The following is an 18007-nucleotide window of genomic DNA, read 5'->3' on the forward strand; positions in this document are numbered from 1 at the left end:
ATGAAATTTGAAATGCCAAAATATCATCATCCTGATTTCGATCAAGATTTCTTAAAAAATGCACCAAATGTTAAACTTGAAGAAGTAAAAGAAGAAGGTATCAGCCCACGTAACTACCACGCATTATCAGTATTCCCAGAATACTTCAAAGTTAATGACAAATGGGTACTTGCTACAGAATCAAGAATGGATACTGTTTGTGTAGTAAATGATACACCAGGTGAAGAAAGCGTAGACATAGTTGAATTTAGAAACCTAAAAGTAGGCGATAAAGTAGCAATCGGACGTACAGAAGATGCTTCAGAAGGTATCTATGTATGGACTCAAGGATTCTTACAAGCGGGAGATGAAAAAGATACATTTGCTTTCCGTTCAGGCCGTTCAAGAGAAACAGCTTTCTCAATGGACTATGATAACCTATACGAAGTACTTAAACACGAAAAAGAAAACAACGGCTATGTAACAATAGTAGTTGGTTCTGCAATTTCCCTAGATAGAGACGCTAGACTTGCTTTACAAAGACTAGTTGAAAATGGATATATCAACGCAATCTTCTGTGGTACTGAAACAGCAGCATTTGATCTTGAACGTGGAATATATGGTACATCTTGGGGACAAGAACACTTTGAAAAAGAACAAAACTCTACAAGAAACCTATACGAAACTATCAACTTAGCTCGTAAATACGGTTCAACAAAAGCATTAGTAGAATCTGGACAAGTAAAAGATGGTTTCATCAAAGCATGTGTTGAAAATGACGTAGACTTTGTAATTGCTAGTACAATCCGTGATAGATTTGGTCTTCCAGAAACAATCAACAATGTTTATGAAGCCCAAGATGCTATGAGAGCTCACTCAAGAAAAACTTCTACAATCATCATGCTTTCAGCAATCTTATTCACAATTGCAACAGGTAATATGACTCCATCATACAATGAATTTGATGGCGAAGTAAGACCAGTTTACATGTACACAGTAGATATCCAAGAATTCGCTGTAAACAAACTTTCTGACAGGGGTACTGTAACAGCAGTTTCAATGGTAACAAATACACAAGACTTCATCAGAAACGTAGATAGAGCTTTAAATAACTAAAAATAATTTAAGAGCAAAAGCTCGCAGAAAATAGAATAAATAAAATATTCATACTTTATGAGTATTTTATAAATTGATTCTAATAAATTAGGCTGATTTTTACACTTTTTTGTAGGATCAGCCTTTTTTGGATAAAAAATAGAGAATAATAAAAAATCTTTGTATACATATGTATAATTATAAGTAAAGAACTAAGGATTATACAAAAGTCTAGCACTATGATAAAATAATATTGTAAAATGTCAATATAGCTACAAAATTATTTTAAAGTGTGGCTTTACTTATAGAAAGGATTTTTTATGGAAAAAACAGTAACAAGTATTAATGCAGAAAAAAAGGAAAAGTTAAATAGCATCATAAAAGAATTGCTAAAAGAAAAATTTGTTTTAGCATTTTCTGGTGGTGTAGATAGTACACTTATCTTAAAACTAGCTTCAGAATTAAGAGAAAATCGTGATGACGTTGTTGCAATGACTTTCGTAACAGAGTTTTCGCCTAAAGATGAGCTAGATGAATGTATAAGACTTGCAAAAGAAATGGATGTAGAACTTCACGTTGCAAATGTAAGTATCATGGACAATGAAAAACTACTTAACAACGTAAACTACAGATGCTACCACTGTAAAGGTGGACTTTTTGAAAACTGCTTTAACTTAAAAGATGAACTTGGTTATGGATTTGTAGTTGATGGTACAAACCTAGATGACTACCAAGTATTTAGACCAGGTATCAAAGCACTAAAAGACTTGGGCGCAAGATCTCCGCTTTATGAAGCTGGACTAAGCAAGGCAGAAGTACGCGCTTATTCAAAAGAACTAGGTGTAGAAACTCACAAAAAACCTTCAAAACCATGTATGGCAACAAGATTCCCATATAATACAAGAATTGATATAGATAAATTCCCAATGATTGAAGAAGCTGAAAACTACTTAGAAAGCTTAGGTTTTGCGGTAAATAGAGTTAGAATTTACGGAGATAACACTAGAATTGAAGTAGAAAAAGAAAAACTAGGCCAAGTTTTTGAACACGCTGAAGAGATTGTAAAAAAATTCAAAGACTTAGGATTTAAATACGTAAATATCGACTTAGAAGGCTACAGATCTGGTTCTATGGATGAAGTTGTAGATGACAATTTAAAAACAGAAGTAAATCCATGGTTAGCTAATGAACAATAAAGAATTTTTAGAAAAAATAAAAAACAATGAAATATCTATAAATGAAGGTCTAGATTACCTAAAAGATTTCAACTACAAGGACTTAGACTTTGCAAAATTAGATTTCCAAAGAAAAGAACGCCGCGGATTTGGTGAGACAATTTTTTGTGAGGGCAAGGAAGACTTTGCCCTTGCAGAAATTTATAAATCCTTTAGCGAGCGTAAGGAATCAGTAATTGGCACAAGAGCTACTCCTAGCCAATATGAAAGAGTCCTTGAACTTGTACCAGAAGCAAAATATGATCCAACTGGAAGGATTATTTCTCTTGTTTATGAACAGAGTCCCAAAATAGGAAATATTGCCATTTGTACAGGTGGTACTGCAGACTTAAAGGTGGCTGAAGAAGCTAGGATAACTGCAGAATTTTTTGGTGCAAATGTTAGTAAATTTTATGATGTTGGAGTTTCAGGTCTTCACAGACTAACTTCAAAAATTGATGAAATTTCAAAGGCCAATGTAATTATTGCAATTGCAGGCATGGAAGGTGCTCTTCCAACAGTTATTGGCGGTTTGGTAAATAAACCAATTATTGCTGTGCCAACATCTATCGGCTATGGAGCAAATTTTAAGGGTCTTTCAGCCCTACTTACCATGCTAAATACCTGTGCTGAGGGTGTCAATGTTGTAAATATAGACAATGGATATAGTGCGGCCTACAATGCTTGTCAGATTAATAAATTGATTGAGGAGAAGTAAATGGATTTATATTTTGAAATGAACTCTGGAATTGCTGGGGATATGACAATTGCAGCTCTTCTAGATCTTGGAGCTAGTAAGGAAAAGCTAGTTAAGGCTATCGAATCAATGGGCATAGATGGCTATGAATTGGTTTTTGATAGAAAAATTAAAAACAATATAGATGCAAATAACTTTGATGTTATTTTATCAAACCATGACCACGACCACCATCATGATCATGATCACGATCATAACCATGACCACACTCATGAACACGTGGATGAAAATGGCAATACTTACACACATTCCCATTCTGATGACCACCATGGCCATAGACATTTAAAAGAAATTACAGACTTAATCAACAAAGCAGATATTTCTCAAAGAGCGAAAAAAGATGCCCTTGGTATCTTTGAAATCATTGCTGATGCAGAAGCAAAAGCTCATGGGATTGAAAAATCAGCAGTTCACTTCCATGAAGTAGGAGCGGTTGATTCAATAATTGATATTATAGGCACAGCTGTCCTAATCGATGATTTGGGAGTGGAAAATATTTATTTTTCAGACCTTAGCGAGGGTTATGGCTACCAATATTCATCTCACGGGCAAATGCCAATACCAGTGCCAGCTGTAATAAATATCCTTGCAGGTTCTGATATAAATCTAAAACTTTTGGATGAAGAAGGCGAACACGTAACTCCAACTGGTGCTGCTATTGTAAGATATTATGACAAAGGCGAAAAAATTAATAGTTTTAAAGTAAAAAATGTAGGACTTGGAGCTGGCAACAAAGACTTTGCAAAATACACAAATATCTTGCGAGTAATGGAAATTGAAAGCAGTAAAAAAAAACACTAGAAATACTGGAAACTAATATAGACGATAGTACAGGCGAGATTTTGGGTTTTATAGTAGATGAATGTATGAAATACGCCCTAGATGTCTTTTATACACCAATATTTATGAAAAAAAATCGCCCAGCCTATAAGCTTTCAATTATTTGCGATTTGGAAAATGAAAAAGCCATTGAAGATTTAATTTTCAAACATACCACAAGCATTGGCATAAGAAAAATTCCAATTGAAAGGGACATCCTAAATCGCAAAAAAGAATCACTCACTTATGAGGGCGGTGAGTATAACTTTAAAATTGTAAGTCACAAGGGTGAAAACTACGTGTATCCGGAATTTGAATCAGCTAAGGACCTTGCAATTAAAAATGATATCGGCATAAAAACTGCCTTTGATTTGTTAAAAAAAATATATGTTAAGAAGGAAGAAAAATGAAGTATTTCAAAGCATTATTACTATCTTTAATACTAATTTTAGCTGGATGTACAAACAATCAAGAAGCAAAAACTGATGAAAATACATCCACAGAAACAAAAGTAGAAGAAAATACAAGTGAGAAAGAAAAAACTGAGCTTTCTGAAAATAAAAAAGAAGACTTAAATAGTGAAGAAAAAACAGCTGGCAAAATACTTGTAAGAGACCTAGATGGCAATGAAATTACCTTAGACAAGCCACTTGAAAAAGTAATTATCCAAGGCTCATCATCAGGTGGTCCATTTATGACAATGATGTATTTGGATAAGGATAATTTCCTATCAAAAATCGCAGCCATGGATGATAGTGTAAAACTTGATAGAAACGATTTCTATACTCGTTTAGAAAAAGTAATGCCAGAAATTAAAGATGTGCCACTTATTGCAAACTTCATGGATAACGATTTTTCTTATGAAGCTATCCTAAATACAGATGCTGATGGGATAATTGCACCAATCGGATTTAAAAGCCAAATTGAAGCAATCCAAGAAAAAATCAACATCCCAGTATTTTATGTGGACTATCATTCACAAGAGTTTGATAAGCACATTGCTTCAACAAAATTGATTGCCCAAGTAACTGGACTTGATAAAAATTTGGATGAACTTATTGATTTTTACACTTCAAAAGTAAGTCCAATCTTAGAGAAAAAATATGATGAAGATCAAAAACCAAAAGTTTATGTAGAACATGGTTACGAGGGTGAAAAAGAGTACGGAAACTCTTATGGATCTAACAAAATGTGGGGCAAAATCGTAGAAGATTGTGGTGGCCACAATATCGGATCAGATGCCCTAGGAGCTGATGAAGCAATTCCATTGTCAAGTGAATTTGTTTTATCTGAAGATCCAGAAAAAATTATACTAACAGGATCACAATGGATAGAAAAACCACATTCTATGAAAATGGGCTATGACACAAGTGCAGATCAAGTAAAAGAAAAAATTGATCTTTATAATTCTCGCCTAGGATGGTCAGACTTAGAAGCTATGAAAAATAAAGAAATTTATGTAATTAGCCAACAGCTAGTACGTGATATGAGTGACTTTTATTCATATGAATTCATAGCAAAAACCCTACATCCAGAAGAGTATAAGGATTTAGATCCAGAAAAGGATTTTGAAGAGTTTTACCAAAAATTTATGCCAATTGGCTTAGAAGGAACTTGGTCATATAAATATGAATAGAAATAAAAAAATAATTATTTCTACAATTTTATTAATAATCGCTGGTATAATTGATTTATTTATCGGTGATAGCAATATTGCCCTTAGCGATTTGTCAAATCTAAGTGAGATTCAAAGAACAATTTTATTTGATATCCGCTTGCCTGAAGTAGTAACAGCAGGAATAGTTGGTTTGTCTTTGGGACTTGGTGGGGCAATTATGCAAACAATTTTAAACAATCCTCTGGCAGATCCCTTTACTCTAGGAATCTCATCAGCGGCAGGATTTGGTGCAAGCCTATTTTTGATTTTAGGCTTGTCACTTTCCTATGTTGCCTTTGGATCTATCATATTTTCATTAATATCCATGTTTTTTGTTTTTTACATATCAAAAAAGAAATCCATGAATACCGAAGATATGATCTTGGCAGGAATTGCTGTCAAATTCTTTTTTGACTCACTGACCTCGCTTTTGCAATATTTAGCAACCGATGAAGCCCTAGCATCCATTGTTTTTTGGCTATTTGGCAATGTTACAAAAACTACTAGCAAAGAAATTTTTATAATTTTAAGTGTTTTTCTAATTATAGTATTCTTTGCCCTAAAAGATGCCTGGAAGCTTACAGCCATGCGTTTTGGTGAGGACAGAGCAAGGGCTATGGGCGTTGATACAAAATTGCTAAAGATAAAAACTTTTATTTTAGTTTCGATTCTTGCCGCAGTTTCTGTATCCTATGTTGGAATTATCGGTTTTATCGGGATTTTGGCCCCACATTTTGCAAGAAGAATGGTGGGAGAAGACCAAAGATACTATCTGATTTTATCTGCAATAATCGGTGGAATTTTTTTAGTAATTTCATCTATGGTTACTAAAATGATAAAACCTGGAGTTGTTGTGCCAATTGGCATTATCTCATCGCTTATAGGACTTCCACTAATATTTGTAATGCTTTTTGGAGTCAAGAATGATTGATATAAAAAACCTTACAATAAATTATGAAAAGAATGTAATAGATGATATTAGTTTTTTTGCAGGTCCAGGCAAAGTCCACGTTCTTATGGGACGAAATGGTGCTGGAAAGTCCTCAATTTTAAATGCAATTAGCGGCTTGATAAATTACCATGGAGACATAAAAACAGATGGCAAAATCTCATATCTAAATCAAAATGTAAATACAAAAGTGAACTTTACCGTTTTTGAAACTATAATTTTGGGTAAAGTAAAAAGTCTTAATTTTAAACTAAGCGATCAAGACATAATGGATACCTATGAAATAATGGACCTACTAAATCTTAGAAAATTTGAAAATAAGAAAATTTCAAAAATGAGTGGGGGTGAAGTCCAAAAAGTCCTCATTGCCCAAGCCCTGATTAGCAAACCAGATATTTTATTGTTAGATGAACCAGTAAGTGCCCTTGATTTGCATAACCAATACGAAATACTAGCTATAATAAAAAATCTAACCCAAAAACTAAATCTTACAACCCTCATCACCCTCCACCAAATGGAATTAATCGAAAGATACGCTGATAATATAATTTTGATAAATGATAATAAAATTTATGGAGTAGGCGATAAATACCGAATATTCACAAAAGAAATGTTTGATGAGGTATACAACATAGATGCTAACATAAAGAAAGTAGATGACAGCTTGTTGTTTTTATTTAATATGAATAATAATCAACAATTTTAAAAAAAATTAGTTTATAAAACATATGTTTTGGATATAAACTAGGTAGGAGGAATTATGACAGACAAAACAAAAAAACGTGACTATAACAAACTTGCCAAATTGGGCTTGCTTATTACAGCCATTCTTTGGGGAAGTTCACTGACAGTAGTAAAGGGAGCAACAGATACTTTTAATCCAAACTTTATCCTTATGGTTAGGTTTGCTATTTCAGCAATATTACTTGCAATTATATTTAACAAAAAAGTTAGAAAAGCAACAAAAGATGACCTCAAAGCTGGATTTATAGTAGGATTTTTCTTATTTATCGCTTATTCATCACAAACATTAGGTGTTACATACGCAGATCCAGGAAGAAGTGCCTTTCTTTCCGCATCCTATTGTGTAATAGTACCGTTCTTATCTTGGGCAGCAACAAAACATAGACCTGATAAATATAATATGTGGGCAGCAGCCATTGCCATTGTAGGTATTTATCTAATTTCTAAATCAGGTGTAGAAAAGGGTACATCAATTTTTAATGCAAGCAAAGAAATGCTTTTAGGTGATGGACTTGCCTTACTAAGTGGTATCCTATTTGCAGCGCATATAGTAGCTGTAAAAGTATTTACCAAAGGAAAAGACCCAATTGTAATGACTATCTTCCAATTTACAGGAGCAGCAGTACTATCTGCAATAGTGACATTATTCTTTGAAGATAACTCAAATATGGTAATTAATTCTTCAAGACCAATTCTTGAACTTTTATACCTAGCTATCTTCTGTACAACAGTAGCACTATTACTACAAAACATTGGACAAAAATACACAGACGAATCCTCAGCAGCAATTATTCTAGGATTTGAATCAGTATTTGGAATTCTAATCCCAGTATTGCTAGGAATTGAAAGCCTAACACCAATGTCAATTGCAGGATTTATCCTAATGTTTGCAGCGATAATGATTTCAGAAACCAAATTATCATTCCTAAACAAAAATAAAACCCCAGCTGCTTAAAAATAATAAAAAAAACCTCAAATTCATTTTGGATTTTGAGGTTTTTTTATTTTTTAAAACTAATTGACAATAATTGTTAAAGATGCTATCATATAGACAATTAAAACGTTTTAATGGTGGTGAAATGGCAAATATAAAAGATGTAGCAAAACTTGCGGGAGTATCAATAACAACTGTATCAATGGTTTTGAATAATACTAAAAATAAAATATCTGAGCCAACCAAGAAAAAAGTTTTGGATGCTGCGAAAAGTTTAAATTACAATGCCAATGGATATGCCAAGGCCCTTGCCAGCCAAAAAAGCAATATAATTATGGTTGTTGTGCCGGATATAAATAATCCATTTTTTTCAGCACTGGTGAAGGAACTGACTCGATTTGCCCAAGAGTATTCGTATTTTTTGTATATTCATAACACTAACAACAAAAAAATTGGTAAGGATGAATTTTTAAATTTACTAGCAAACAATATTTTTGCAGCTACTCTGGTAGTTGACCGAAATGTCAATTCTTTAAATGAGGATGATCTAAGAAAGCACAATATTATTTTCCTAGATGAGGTAGATTTTGAAAGTAGAAACACTCAAATTGTAACAGGAAATAATGAAATGGGCGGATATCTTGCTATGGAATATCTCATAAAAAGAGGATTTATAAATATTGGGCTTTTGATTGGACCAAGGTCAACAGCAAATTCTTCTCGTAGACTTTCTGGTGCCATAAAGGCTGCTATGAACTATGATATTTACATTGACTATAAAAATATAGTTCATGGAGATTATTCCTATGAAGAAGGCTATAAGGCTGGGAAATTTTTCAAAGAAAAAAATGTCGATGCAATTTTTTCTTTTGCAGATATGTCTTCATATGGTCTAATAAATTACTTTGCTGAAAATGACATAATAATCCCTGATGACATTTCATTAATAAGTTATGACAATCTATTTTTAAACAAAATCATCAGCCCAAGACTTACATCCCTTGATCAAAACCTAAAAGAAATCGCCAAAAACGCAATAAGGATGGCTGATAATTTAATTAAAAATAAGACAGTTCAGGAAAAAATAATGGTAGAGCCTAAAATTATTGAAAGAGAAAGTGTAGGTTTTAAAAAATGAAAATATTAAATTTTGGGTCTATAAATATAGATATTTTCTTTAGGGTAAATCACATCGTAAGACCTGGTGAAACAATTAGTGCCCAAAGTATTGAGAAAAGAGCCGGAGGTAAGGGCTTGAATCAATCGGTTGCTTTGGCAAAAAACTCTGATAGAGTTTATCATGCAGGAAGCCTTGGTAGTGATGGAGCATTTTTAAAAGAATACTTAGCCGGTGAGGGAATTGATACAAGTTTTATAAGGGATTCAGATAATTCAACTGGAAATGCAATTATACAAGTTGATGACAATGGTGAAAACTCCATAGTTTTGTATAAGGGTGCAAATTTTGATATTGAGAAAGACTTTATCGATGAGGTTCTGTCAAATTTTGATAAAAACGATATCCTTGTATTGCAAAACGAAATAAATAATCTGGATTACATAATTAAAAAGGGTTATGAAAAAGGAATGAAGATAGTTTTAAACCCCTCTCCAATTACAGATGAACTTAAAAATCTTGACTTTAACAAAATTGACTTGCTAATGGTAAATGAAACTGAGAGCAAAGAAATATCTCTTTGTAATGATATAGAAGGCTGTATAGCTTATTTTAGAGAAAATTATCCAAATTTAAAGCTGGTTATAACTTTAGGTAGCAAAGGATCAATATTTGTAGATAGGGAAAATAAAATTTGTCAAAAAGCTTACAAGGTCAAGGCGGTAGACAGCACTGGAGCAGGAGATACATTTACTGGCTTTTTTGTAGCTGAGTTTTACAAAAATACAGATGTTAAAAAATGTTTAGAACTTGCAACCAAAGCCTCAGCCCTATCTGTTAGAAAAAAGGGAGCAAGTATTTCTATACCAAATTTAGAAGATGTAGAAAAATTTATTGGAGAAGATTTATGAAAGAAAAAGGCATTTTAAATAGTGAAATTTCAAAACGATTATCAGATTTGGGTCACACAGATTTAATCGCTATTGGGGATTGTGGTTTGCCAATTGATCCAGAGAAAAAAATTGATTTGGCCTTAAAGCTTGGTCAACCAAAATTCATTGACGTTCTAGAAATTTTGTTAGAAGACTTCGGATGCGAACACTACATTTTAGCTAGCGAAATAAAGGATAAAAATCCAGACCAAGAAAATGCTATTAAAAAACTTTTGGATGGTGTAAGTTGCGAGTACATATGCCATGAAGATTTTAAGAAAAAACTAGAAGATGTAAAATTTGTCATAAGAACTGGAGAGAACACCCCATATTCCAATATAATCTTGCAGTCAAAAAATATTTTTTAGGAGCAATTATGAATATTGAAATGAAAGATATCTACAAGTCCTTTGGAAAAAATGATGTCTTAAAGGGTGTAGATTTTAATCTTGGACAGGGAGAAATTCACGCTTTGGTTGGAGAAAATGGAGCTGGAAAATCAACTTTGATGAATATCTTGTCAGGAGTATTGAACAAGGATTCTGGAGAAATTCTAATCGATGGCCAAGAGGTGGACATTGCTGATACAAATATTGCTAAAGAATATGGAATAAGTTTTATCCACCAAGAGCTTAGTGACTGGCCAGAATTAAGTGTTATGGACAATATATTTATGAATAACGAGCTAAACAAAGGCTGGTTTTTGGATAGAAAATCCATGCGTCAAAAATGTGAGGATTTATTAAAACGATTTGATTTAAATATTGATCCAGATACTAAAGTAGCAAATTTATCAGTAGGCCAGAGGCAGATGATGGAAATAGCCAAGGCAAATTTAAACAAGGTAAATGTATTAATCTTGGATGAACCGACAAGCGCTTTAACCAATAATGAAATTGATAAATTGTTCTTACTTATTAAAAAATTAAAAGATGAGAATGTTTCTATGATTTATATCTCCCACCGTATGGAGGAAATATTTGCTCTAACAGACAAGATTACAGTCATGCGTGATGGAAAATCTGTTGCTGTGATGAACACTAGCCAAACTAACGAAAAAGAAGTGGTTTCTCATATGGTTGGTAGGGACATCGGTGATTTTTACCCAGAAATGGATGCTAAAGTTTCAGATGTAAAAATAGAACTTAAAAACTTTTCAAAGGCTGATTTTTTTGAAAATATAAATATAAGTGCAAAAAAAGGTGAAGTTCTGGGCATAGCTGGACTGATGGGAGCAGGTAGGACAGAAATAATGCGAGCTGTTTTTGGCCTAGATTCAAAAGATAGTGGGGAAATTTACATAGATGGCATAAAAATTGAGATTACAAAACCAATGGATGCCATAAACAATAAAATCGGATTTGTTACTGAAAATAGGCAAGAAGAAGGCCTAGTTCTTGATGAATCAATTAGAGAAAATATTTCTTTACTAAATTTTAACAAATTTACAGAAAAATCATTTATTGATAAGAAAAAAGAAAAAGACTTGTCAAATTCTCTTGTAGATTCTTTTAGGGTCAAAACCCAATCTGCAGAAAGTAAGGTACGTGACTTATCAGGCGGAAATCAGCAAAAAGTTGTTTTTGCAAAATGGTATGCAATTGATCCAGAAATTTTAATCTTAGATGAGCCTACAAAGGGTGTGGATGTCGGTGCAAAAAGAGAAATTTATGATTTGATTAAGCAATTGACCCACAAGGGAGTATGTATAATATTAATTTCAAGCGATCTTCCTGAATTACTTTCTCTTTCAGACCGTATATATGTAATTCATGAAGGAGAAGTAAATGGAGAGCTTTTAAGGGAAGAAGCTAGTCAAGAAAAAGTAATGACCCTTGCAACAGGAGGAAAGCTATGAGCAATTTTAAAACAAAAATTAAAGAAAACCAGAATTTGGGCACTATCTTAGCACTAATTATCCTAATGGTTTTTGTTAGTATATTAAATCCAACATTCTTACAAGCAAATAACCTAATGAATCTGATGAGACAATTAATCATAAACGGATTTATTGCCCTAGGAATGACCTTTGTAATCTTAACTGGGGGTATTGACCTATCAGTGGGTTCCACCCTAGCAGTGACATCTGCAATTTTTGCAGGTCTTTTACAAAATGGGATGAACACGATCCTAGCTATATTAATCGCCCTAGGTCTTGGGCTGATTTTGGGATTAATAAATGGGTTTTTAATTACCAAAGGAAAACTTGCCCCATTTATTGTAACCCTAGCCACAATGACTATTTTTAGAGGGTTGACCCTAGTTTATACAGATGGGAGACCTATAGCTGGGCCAAAAGATAATTTTGCCTTTCAGTTTTTAGGAAAAGGCCAATTTTTAGGCATTCCTTTCCAAGTAATCTTATTTGCCCTAGCATTTTTGATCTTGTGGACTATTTTAAATAAAACTGCCCTGGGTCGCAAAATATATGCTGTTGGGGGCAATGAAAAGGCAAGTTTTATTTCGGGGATTAATATAGATAAGGTAAAAATAAGCGTTTATGTAATATCATCACTTATGGCTGTATTATCAGGTTTGGTTTTAACTTCTAGACTAAATTCTGCCCAACCAACAGCGGGTGTTGCCTACGAAATGGATGCTATCGCTGCAGTTGTGCTTGGAGGGACAAGTATGACAGGTGGTAGTGGATCGCTAACTGGAACCCTAATTGGTATTTTGATTTTAGGTGTCCTTAACAATGGTCTTAATTTATTGGGAGTATCAAGTTTTTACCAGCAAATCGTAAAAGGGATTGTAATTTTAATTGCAGTTCTAATTGACCGCAAAAGAAACAAATAGGAGAGTTTTTATGAAAACAATTAAAAAATATTTATCACTAGTCCTTGTTGCATTATTTGCATTTACTGCTTGTAGCTTAGAGGGACAAAGCAACAATGAAGCAACAGAAAATAAAACAGAAACAAGCGAAACAGCAGAAAATACCAGTACAGATGGAAAAATGAAAGTAGGTGTTTCACTTTCGACACTTAACAATCCATTTTTCGTATCAATTAGAGAAGGTATTGAAGAGGGTGCTGGAGAAGACGTAGAAACTGTAATATCCGATGCACAAAACGATTCTTCAACACAAAGTAACCAAGTAGAAGACTTAATTACTCAGGGAGTTGATTTAATCATAATCAATCCTGTAGATTCAACTGCAATAGCACCATCAGTAGAAAAAGCAAACGAAGCAAATATTCCAGTTATCTGTGTCGACAGAGGAACAGATTCAGGAGAAATCGTAAGCTTTATTGCAAGCAACAACGTTGAAGGTGGTAAGATGGCAGGAGAATTTATCCTAGAAAAAGTTGGAGAAAATGCTGAAGTTATCCAATTAGAAGGAATTCCTGGAGCAAGTTCAACTCGAGAAAGAGGAGAAGGATTTAAAGAAGCTACAGATGGCAAAATTAATCTTCTAGCAAGCCAAACAGCTAACTTTGATAGGGCAGAAGGTCTTACAGTTATGGAAAACTTGTTGCAAGCACATCCAGATGTAAAAGCAGTATTCTGCCAAAATGATGAAATGGCCCTAGGAGCTAGTGAAGCTATAAAAACAAGTGGAAAAGATATTGTAATAGTTGGTTTTGATGGAAATGATGATGCAATAAATGCAGTAAAAGATGGAACACTATCAGCAACTGTTGCCCAACAACCAAAAGAAATGGGTAAACTAGCTATAGAAACAGCTATCAAATACCTAAAAGGTGAAACAATAGAAAAAGAAGTAGATTCACCACTTGAACTAATTAAATAACTTAAAAACAAAATCCCAATAAATCCCATAAAAAAGTTGCAGATACTTATCTGCAACTTTTGTTTTTATTTTTCAATTAATTCTTGGACAAAATCTACTTCTTTACCATCCACAACCCTAGATGGGATTCCGATTCTGGATTCTTCTCTTACTTCTTTGTAACCATCTAGATTATCACGGTATTTTAACAATCTTTTTAGATTTGGCAAGCTATCAGAAATATTTATTATTTCTACACCCTCATATTTTTCAGGATTTGCCTCATAGTCTTTAAAAACCCTTTGGCAATGTGGGCATTTGTCGCTTACAAAAATTTCAGTTTTACTCATTTTTTCCTCCTATAATTTACATAAGAAAACTTTATTCCGTTTTCCTCATATATTTGAGATTCACTTACAATCTCAAAATCTGGATCTTGGTCAAAATTATGCAAAAAGGTATCTGCATCTTTTATTGCATTTATTTTTGTGATTATGGCTTCATCAGCGTATGGTAAAAAAATATCAACTATCTCAGACCCGCCTATTACAAAAACTTCTTTAGTACTAGTCTTAACATAATTTATAACCTCAGTTGGTTTATGAAAAACTTTTGCATTTTTTGCCTCATAATCTGGATTTTTTGATAAAATAATATTTTCCCTATTTGGCAAAGCATGACCAATTGATTCATAGGTATTTCTACCCATTATCACAATGTTTCCCGTAGTCATTTGCTTAAAATGTTTCAAATCTTTTTTGATGCGAAAGAGCATTTCATCATCTTTTCCGATTGCCCAATTTTCATCAACTGCTAAAATAATTTTCATTTTTAAACTCCTATCCTTATAATACCCATCCAAAGCGGGTAAAATACTAGCAAAGGAGAGATTATGTTTTATACAGCTGATTATATTATTTTAGAAGATAAAGTTTTAGAAAATTTTTATATGGAAGTAAAGAAAGGCAAAATAAAGTCATTTTCAAAAGAAGAACCAGAAACTTATGAATATTTGGGAGAAATTATTGCTCCAGGTTTGGTAGATACTCATATCCATGGCTATCATGGAGAAGATATCATGAATGCCAAAAAAGGTGCTTTGGAAATTATTTCTAAGGGACTTTTGGAAATGGGAGTTACAAGTTTTTTGCCAACAACACTTACAGATTCAACAGAGAGATTAAACCAAGCTTGCAAAGTGATCGGTCAAGAATATAAGGATGTGACTGGTGCAAAAATCCGTGGAGTTTTCCTAGAAGGCCCATTTTTTACTGAAAAATACAAGGGCGCACAAAATGAAAAATATATGTCAGATCCAGATATAGAAAAACTGAAAAAATGGAAAGAATTATCAGATGGTTTGGTAAATAAAATTGCCATTGCCCCAGAAAGAGATGGAGTAATAGACTTTATCCATAAAGCAAATGCAATGGGGATAGCAGTTGCCTTAGGACATTCTGATGCCAGCTATGAACAGGCAATGGATGCAGTTAATGAAGGGGCAAATATTTTTGTCCACACCTATAATGGCATGAGTGGACTCCACCACAGAAATCCAGGAATGGTAGGAGCAGCAATGAATTCAGATGCTATAAGTGAATTAATTTGCGATGGCCACCACGTAAGCCCAGCCAGTGCAAATGTTTTGATGAATGCAAAAGGCAGAGATAAAATCGCATTAATCACAGACTGTATGTCAGCAGGAGGCATGGCAGATGGAGATTACAAACTAGGAGAATTTGATGTAATTGTAGAAAATGGCACCGCAAGACTAAAAGAAGGCGGTAACCTAGCAGGCTCAATCCTAAAATTAAAAGATGCTGTAAAAAATGTAGTAGACTGGCAAATAGCAGACGCCTTTGAAGCCATCCAAATGGCCAGCCTAATCCCAGCAAAATCCGTAGGAATAGATAATGTGTGCGGGAAACTACAAGTAGGATTTGATGCTGATTTTATAGTTTTGGATGAAGATCTGGACTTAAAAGCTACTTATTTAAACGGAGAGAAAGTTTTTGAATAGAAGAAAAATATAAAACACCCCATTGGGGGTGTTTTTTTGTGGTGATTTATTGAAACATCTTAGTTTATCATTTATTATCTAGTTAGCAGGTTAAACTAACAATTAATTTTGCAAATTTCTTATACTAGGAAAAAGTTAACATTAATTTTTTGACTTATATCTTTATAATAATAATAGGAGGAAATAATGTGGGAGAGCTTAGATGATAGAAAAACACTTATGTTGTCTGCACTTGAAAAAAGCAATGTTTCTATCATTGATTTATCAAATGCACTTTCTGTTTCAGAGAAAACTATAAAAAACGAGGTACAAGTTCTCAATCATGAATTAAAAGATGGAGCTTATATTTATATTAAAAATGGAATAATTTCATTATTTATCTATAATTTTGAAAAATACAAGTCAATAAAAAGTGCAAATGTTTTATCAACAACAGATTTTACAAATCCTAAAATCAGAATTTTATACCTTATTAAGAGGCTTTTAAATGAAAAAGATTTACAGTTGGATGACTTAGCCGATGAGATAAATATTTCAAAATCTACTCTATCAAAAGATATAAAGATAGCAAATGAAGGTTTGGATAGTTACCAACTAAGCATACATGGAAAACCAAATGTTGGCATAAATTTGCTGGGCGGTGAGCTTGATAAAAGATATTTTATTTTAGAAAATGGCTATGATTATATTATTTCTAAGGCAAAACTTGAGGAAGAATATAATACTTTTTTGCATGATTTATTGGTAAGTTTTTTTATAAATGAAGATACCTACAAGAGCATATCCAAATTTTTTCATGTTTCAATGTATAGAATTAGATCAGGAAATCTTTTAAACAATCAACTAGATAATGAATCTATTTCTGAAAATAATGATTTCGCTAAAATTTCTGATCAAATAAAAGAATTTGTCAAAAGGTTAGAAGATATTGATTTAACAGATTCAGAAATCAATTTTATATTAATCCCTTTAATGGGCATGAGAACTTCTTCAAACTTTAACCATAGCTTCGATTCTGGACAATTAGATGAAATAAGATTACTGACTAACAAAATCTTTGAAAGAATAAAAAATCAAATGGATATAAATGTAGATTTGGGAGATATAACAGAAAACTTTAATTATCACATTTATTATTTACTAAATAGAATAAGTTTAAATTACAATATAAAAAATCCACTTAGTGAAAATATAAAAAATGAATATAAAGTTGCCTATAAAATGAGTGAAATAGCTTCGGATGTCATCTATGAGCAAAAGCAAAAGCTTATTAATGAGTCTGAAAAGAGTTATTTAGCATCATATTTTCAAATATATTTATTTGATAAGTTAAATTCTTCACCTATAAATAAATTCAAAGTAGGAATTATAAATAAGAACAAAGAAGAAGCAGTGGAGATTATTCCCTTAATCCAAGAAAGGTTTTCAAATGTCCATACAATTGATTATTATCCTGATGCTAATCAACTAAGTAATCAGCTAGACTATGATTTGATAATAAGTGCAGTTCCAGTGAAATTAGAAAATGCATTATTCTTAGCAAATGGCTTTAAAAATAATAAATTAATTCAAAAAGAATTGGATAATTTTTATTTTAAGCAAAGTATTTTTCAAAAAGAAAGGGCTTTAAAATCTCTTATTTTTACTGAGTTGAGGGAAGAAACACTTTATATTGGACAGAGCAAAGACTATGAAACAAATTTAGTAAGGATGCTTGAATGCTTGGAGAAGAAAAAAATTATTGATGTAGAATTTACTAATTCAATAATTTTGAGAGAAACTCAATCCTCAACGAAATTCTCTGATAAAGTAGCCTTTCCTCATATAAAAAATGAGAAATTTATTTTAAGCATGGGAATATTCCCTAATTCAGATATAAAAGTCATATTTGTTGTAGGAGTACCTAATGATGATGATACTTTAATTGTTAATTTATATGATGAAATTGTTAGTGTCTCATCAGATAGCGATTTCTTAAATCATGTAGAAAAGGTGGAAAATTACAGGCAACTAATGGAAGTAATAATTAAAGAAACTGAGTTATTTAGATAGGA

At 32.6% G+C, this 18007-nt stretch carries 19 protein-coding genes; 17 read left to right on the forward strand and 2 right to left on the reverse strand.

The genetic code is table 11. The annotated features are described in order from the left end of the window. From ACF3NF_RS05050 to rbsB, 15 genes are all read left to right on the forward strand, one after another. Positions 1–1095, forward strand: a complete 1095-nt coding sequence (locus ACF3NF_RS05050; protein WP_394022455.1) for a putative NPN-dependent ornithine cyclodeaminase — start codon at positions 1–3, stop codon at positions 1093–1095. Positions 1096–1394: 299 nt separating this feature from the next. Then, on the forward strand, positions 1395–2270 hold the full coding sequence (gene larE / locus ACF3NF_RS05055) for an ATP-dependent sacrificial sulfur transferase LarE (protein WP_394022456.1): 876 nt from the start codon (positions 1395–1397) through the stop codon (positions 2268–2270). Beyond that, positions 2260–3006, forward strand: coding sequence for a nickel pincer cofactor biosynthesis protein LarB (gene larB / locus ACF3NF_RS05060; RefSeq protein ID WP_394022457.1), 747 nt, complete (start codon positions 2260–2262; stop codon positions 3004–3006). The genes larE and larB overlap by 11 nt, the downstream gene beginning before the upstream one ends. After that, a complete protein-coding gene (larC, locus tag ACF3NF_RS05065) occupies positions 3007–3846 on the forward strand; it encodes a nickel pincer cofactor biosynthesis protein LarC (protein WP_394022458.1) in 840 nt (279 codons plus the stop codon). A gap of 41 nt (positions 3847–3887) precedes the next feature. Beyond that, a complete protein-coding gene (gene larC2, locus ACF3NF_RS05070; RefSeq protein WP_394022459.1) occupies positions 3888–4274 on the forward strand; it encodes a nickel pincer cofactor biosynthesis protein LarC2 in 387 nt (128 codons plus the stop codon). Continuing rightward, positions 4271–5500, forward strand: a complete 1230-nt coding sequence (locus tag ACF3NF_RS05075; protein WP_394022460.1) for an ABC transporter substrate-binding protein — start codon at positions 4271–4273, stop codon at positions 5498–5500. The genes larC2 and ACF3NF_RS05075 overlap by 4 nt, the downstream gene beginning before the upstream one ends. Beyond that, positions 5493–6452, forward strand: a complete 960-nt coding sequence (locus tag ACF3NF_RS05080) for a FecCD family ABC transporter permease (RefSeq protein WP_394022461.1) — start codon at positions 5493–5495, stop codon at positions 6450–6452. Before ACF3NF_RS05075 ends, ACF3NF_RS05080 begins: the two co-directional genes overlap by 8 nt. Continuing rightward, positions 6445–7176, forward strand: a complete 732-nt coding sequence (locus ACF3NF_RS05085) for an ABC transporter ATP-binding protein (protein ID WP_394022462.1) — start codon at positions 6445–6447, stop codon at positions 7174–7176. Before ACF3NF_RS05080 ends, ACF3NF_RS05085 begins: the two co-directional genes overlap by 8 nt. Positions 7177–7230: 54 nt before the next feature. After that, positions 7231–8169 (forward strand): DMT family transporter, encoded by a 939-nt coding sequence (locus tag ACF3NF_RS05090; protein ID WP_394022463.1) that lies wholly within the window; start codon positions 7231–7233, stop codon positions 8167–8169. Positions 8170–8293: 124 nt separating this feature from the next. Then, positions 8294–9286 (forward strand): LacI family DNA-binding transcriptional regulator, encoded by a 993-nt coding sequence (locus ACF3NF_RS05095; protein WP_394022464.1) that lies wholly within the window; start codon positions 8294–8296, stop codon positions 9284–9286. Further along, on the forward strand, positions 9283–10176 hold the full coding sequence (locus ACF3NF_RS05100) for a ribokinase (RefSeq protein ID WP_394022465.1): 894 nt from the start codon (positions 9283–9285) through the stop codon (positions 10174–10176). Before ACF3NF_RS05095 ends, ACF3NF_RS05100 begins: the two co-directional genes overlap by 4 nt. Then, positions 10173–10565: a D-ribose pyranase gene (gene rbsD / locus ACF3NF_RS05105; protein WP_394022466.1), complete on the forward strand. Its 393-nt coding sequence runs from the start codon at positions 10173–10175 to the stop codon at positions 10563–10565. Before ACF3NF_RS05100 ends, rbsD begins: the two co-directional genes overlap by 4 nt. An 8-nt stretch (positions 10566–10573) precedes the next feature. Continuing rightward, positions 10574–12055, forward strand: a complete 1482-nt coding sequence (locus tag ACF3NF_RS05110; RefSeq protein ID WP_394022467.1) for a sugar ABC transporter ATP-binding protein — start codon at positions 10574–10576, stop codon at positions 12053–12055. After that, entirely contained in the window at positions 12052–12996 is a 945-nt protein-coding gene (locus ACF3NF_RS05115) for an ABC transporter permease (RefSeq protein ID WP_394022468.1), read from the forward strand. The genes ACF3NF_RS05110 and ACF3NF_RS05115 overlap by 4 nt, the downstream gene beginning before the upstream one ends. Positions 12997–13006: 10 nt before the next feature. Next, positions 13007–13954 (forward strand): ribose ABC transporter substrate-binding protein RbsB, encoded by a 948-nt coding sequence (rbsB, locus tag ACF3NF_RS05120; RefSeq protein ID WP_394022469.1) that lies wholly within the window; start codon positions 13007–13009, stop codon positions 13952–13954. 65 nt (positions 13955–14019) lie between these two features. Here the strand turns inward: rbsB and ACF3NF_RS05125 are convergent, their stop codons facing one another. Together ACF3NF_RS05125 and ACF3NF_RS05130 are read right to left on the reverse strand one after the other, a co-directional pair. Next, entirely contained in the window at positions 14020–14283 is a 264-nt protein-coding gene (locus ACF3NF_RS05125; RefSeq protein WP_394022470.1) for a hypothetical protein, read from the reverse strand. Then, positions 14280–14762: a dihydrofolate reductase gene (locus ACF3NF_RS05130; RefSeq protein WP_394022471.1), complete on the reverse strand. Its 483-nt coding sequence runs from the start codon at positions 14760–14762 to the stop codon at positions 14280–14282. Before ACF3NF_RS05130 ends, ACF3NF_RS05125 begins: the two co-directional genes overlap by 4 nt. Positions 14763–14825: 63 nt before the next feature. Here ACF3NF_RS05130 and nagA point away from each other — a divergent pair, with 63 nt between their 5' ends. Both nagA and ACF3NF_RS05140 read left to right on the forward strand, forming a co-directional pair. After that, on the forward strand, positions 14826–15953 hold the full coding sequence (gene nagA, locus ACF3NF_RS05135; protein ID WP_394022472.1) for an N-acetylglucosamine-6-phosphate deacetylase: 1128 nt from the start codon (positions 14826–14828) through the stop codon (positions 15951–15953). A gap of 186 nt (positions 15954–16139) precedes the next feature. Continuing rightward, on the forward strand, positions 16140–18005 hold the full coding sequence (locus ACF3NF_RS05140) for a BglG family transcription antiterminator (RefSeq protein ID WP_394022473.1): 1866 nt from the start codon (positions 16140–16142) through the stop codon (positions 18003–18005). Positions 18006–18007 lie beyond the last annotated feature (2 nt).

This window comes from Anaerococcus martiniensis (assembly GCF_043187485.1).
In the GTDB taxonomy this organism is placed as follows: domain Bacteria; phylum Bacillota; class Clostridia; order Tissierellales; family Peptoniphilaceae; genus Anaerococcus; species Anaerococcus martiniensis.

What these genes read in the sequence shown, in the direction of transcription:
- ACF3NF_RS05140 (WP_394022473.1), top strand. Translation starts at nt 16,140, where the DNA reads ATGTGGGAGAGCTTAGATGATAGAAAAACACTTATGTTGTCTGCACTT.
- rbsD (WP_394022466.1), top strand. Translation starts at nt 10,173, where the DNA reads ATGAAAGAAAAAGGCATTTTAAATAGTGAAATTTCAAAACGATTATCA.
- ACF3NF_RS05085 (WP_394022462.1), top strand. Translation starts at nt 6,445, where the DNA reads ATGATTGATATAAAAAACCTTACAATAAATTATGAAAAGAATGTAATA.
- ACF3NF_RS05095 (WP_394022464.1), top strand. Translation starts at nt 8,294, where the DNA reads ATGGCAAATATAAAAGATGTAGCAAAACTTGCGGGAGTATCAATAACA.
- ACF3NF_RS05080 (WP_394022461.1), top strand. Translation starts at nt 5,493, where the DNA reads ATGAATAGAAATAAAAAAATAATTATTTCTACAATTTTATTAATAATC.
- ACF3NF_RS05090 (WP_394022463.1), top strand. Translation starts at nt 7,231, where the DNA reads ATGACAGACAAAACAAAAAAACGTGACTATAACAAACTTGCCAAATTG.
- ACF3NF_RS05100 (WP_394022465.1), top strand. Translation starts at nt 9,283, where the DNA reads ATGAAAATATTAAATTTTGGGTCTATAAATATAGATATTTTCTTTAGG.
- nagA (WP_394022472.1), top strand. Translation starts at nt 14,826, where the DNA reads ATGTTTTATACAGCTGATTATATTATTTTAGAAGATAAAGTTTTAGAA.
- larE (WP_394022456.1), top strand. Translation starts at nt 1,395, where the DNA reads ATGGAAAAAACAGTAACAAGTATTAATGCAGAAAAAAAGGAAAAGTTA.
- ACF3NF_RS05050 (WP_394022455.1), top strand. Translation starts at nt 1, where the DNA reads ATGAAATTTGAAATGCCAAAATATCATCATCCTGATTTCGATCAAGAT.
- ACF3NF_RS05125 (WP_394022470.1), bottom strand. Translation starts at nt 14,283, where the DNA reads ATGAGTAAAACTGAAATTTTTGTAAGCGACAAATGCCCACATTGCCAA.
- ACF3NF_RS05075 (WP_394022460.1), top strand. Translation starts at nt 4,271, where the DNA reads ATGAAGTATTTCAAAGCATTATTACTATCTTTAATACTAATTTTAGCT.
- larB (WP_394022457.1), top strand. Translation starts at nt 2,260, where the DNA reads ATGAACAATAAAGAATTTTTAGAAAAAATAAAAAACAATGAAATATCT.
- ACF3NF_RS05110 (WP_394022467.1), top strand. Translation starts at nt 10,574, where the DNA reads ATGAATATTGAAATGAAAGATATCTACAAGTCCTTTGGAAAAAATGAT.
- larC (WP_394022458.1), top strand. Translation starts at nt 3,007, where the DNA reads ATGGATTTATATTTTGAAATGAACTCTGGAATTGCTGGGGATATGACA.
- ACF3NF_RS05130 (WP_394022471.1), bottom strand. Translation starts at nt 14,762, where the DNA reads ATGAAAATTATTTTAGCAGTTGATGAAAATTGGGCAATCGGAAAAGAT.
- ACF3NF_RS05115 (WP_394022468.1), top strand. Translation starts at nt 12,052, where the DNA reads ATGAGCAATTTTAAAACAAAAATTAAAGAAAACCAGAATTTGGGCACT.
- rbsB (WP_394022469.1), top strand. Translation starts at nt 13,007, where the DNA reads ATGAAAACAATTAAAAAATATTTATCACTAGTCCTTGTTGCATTATTT.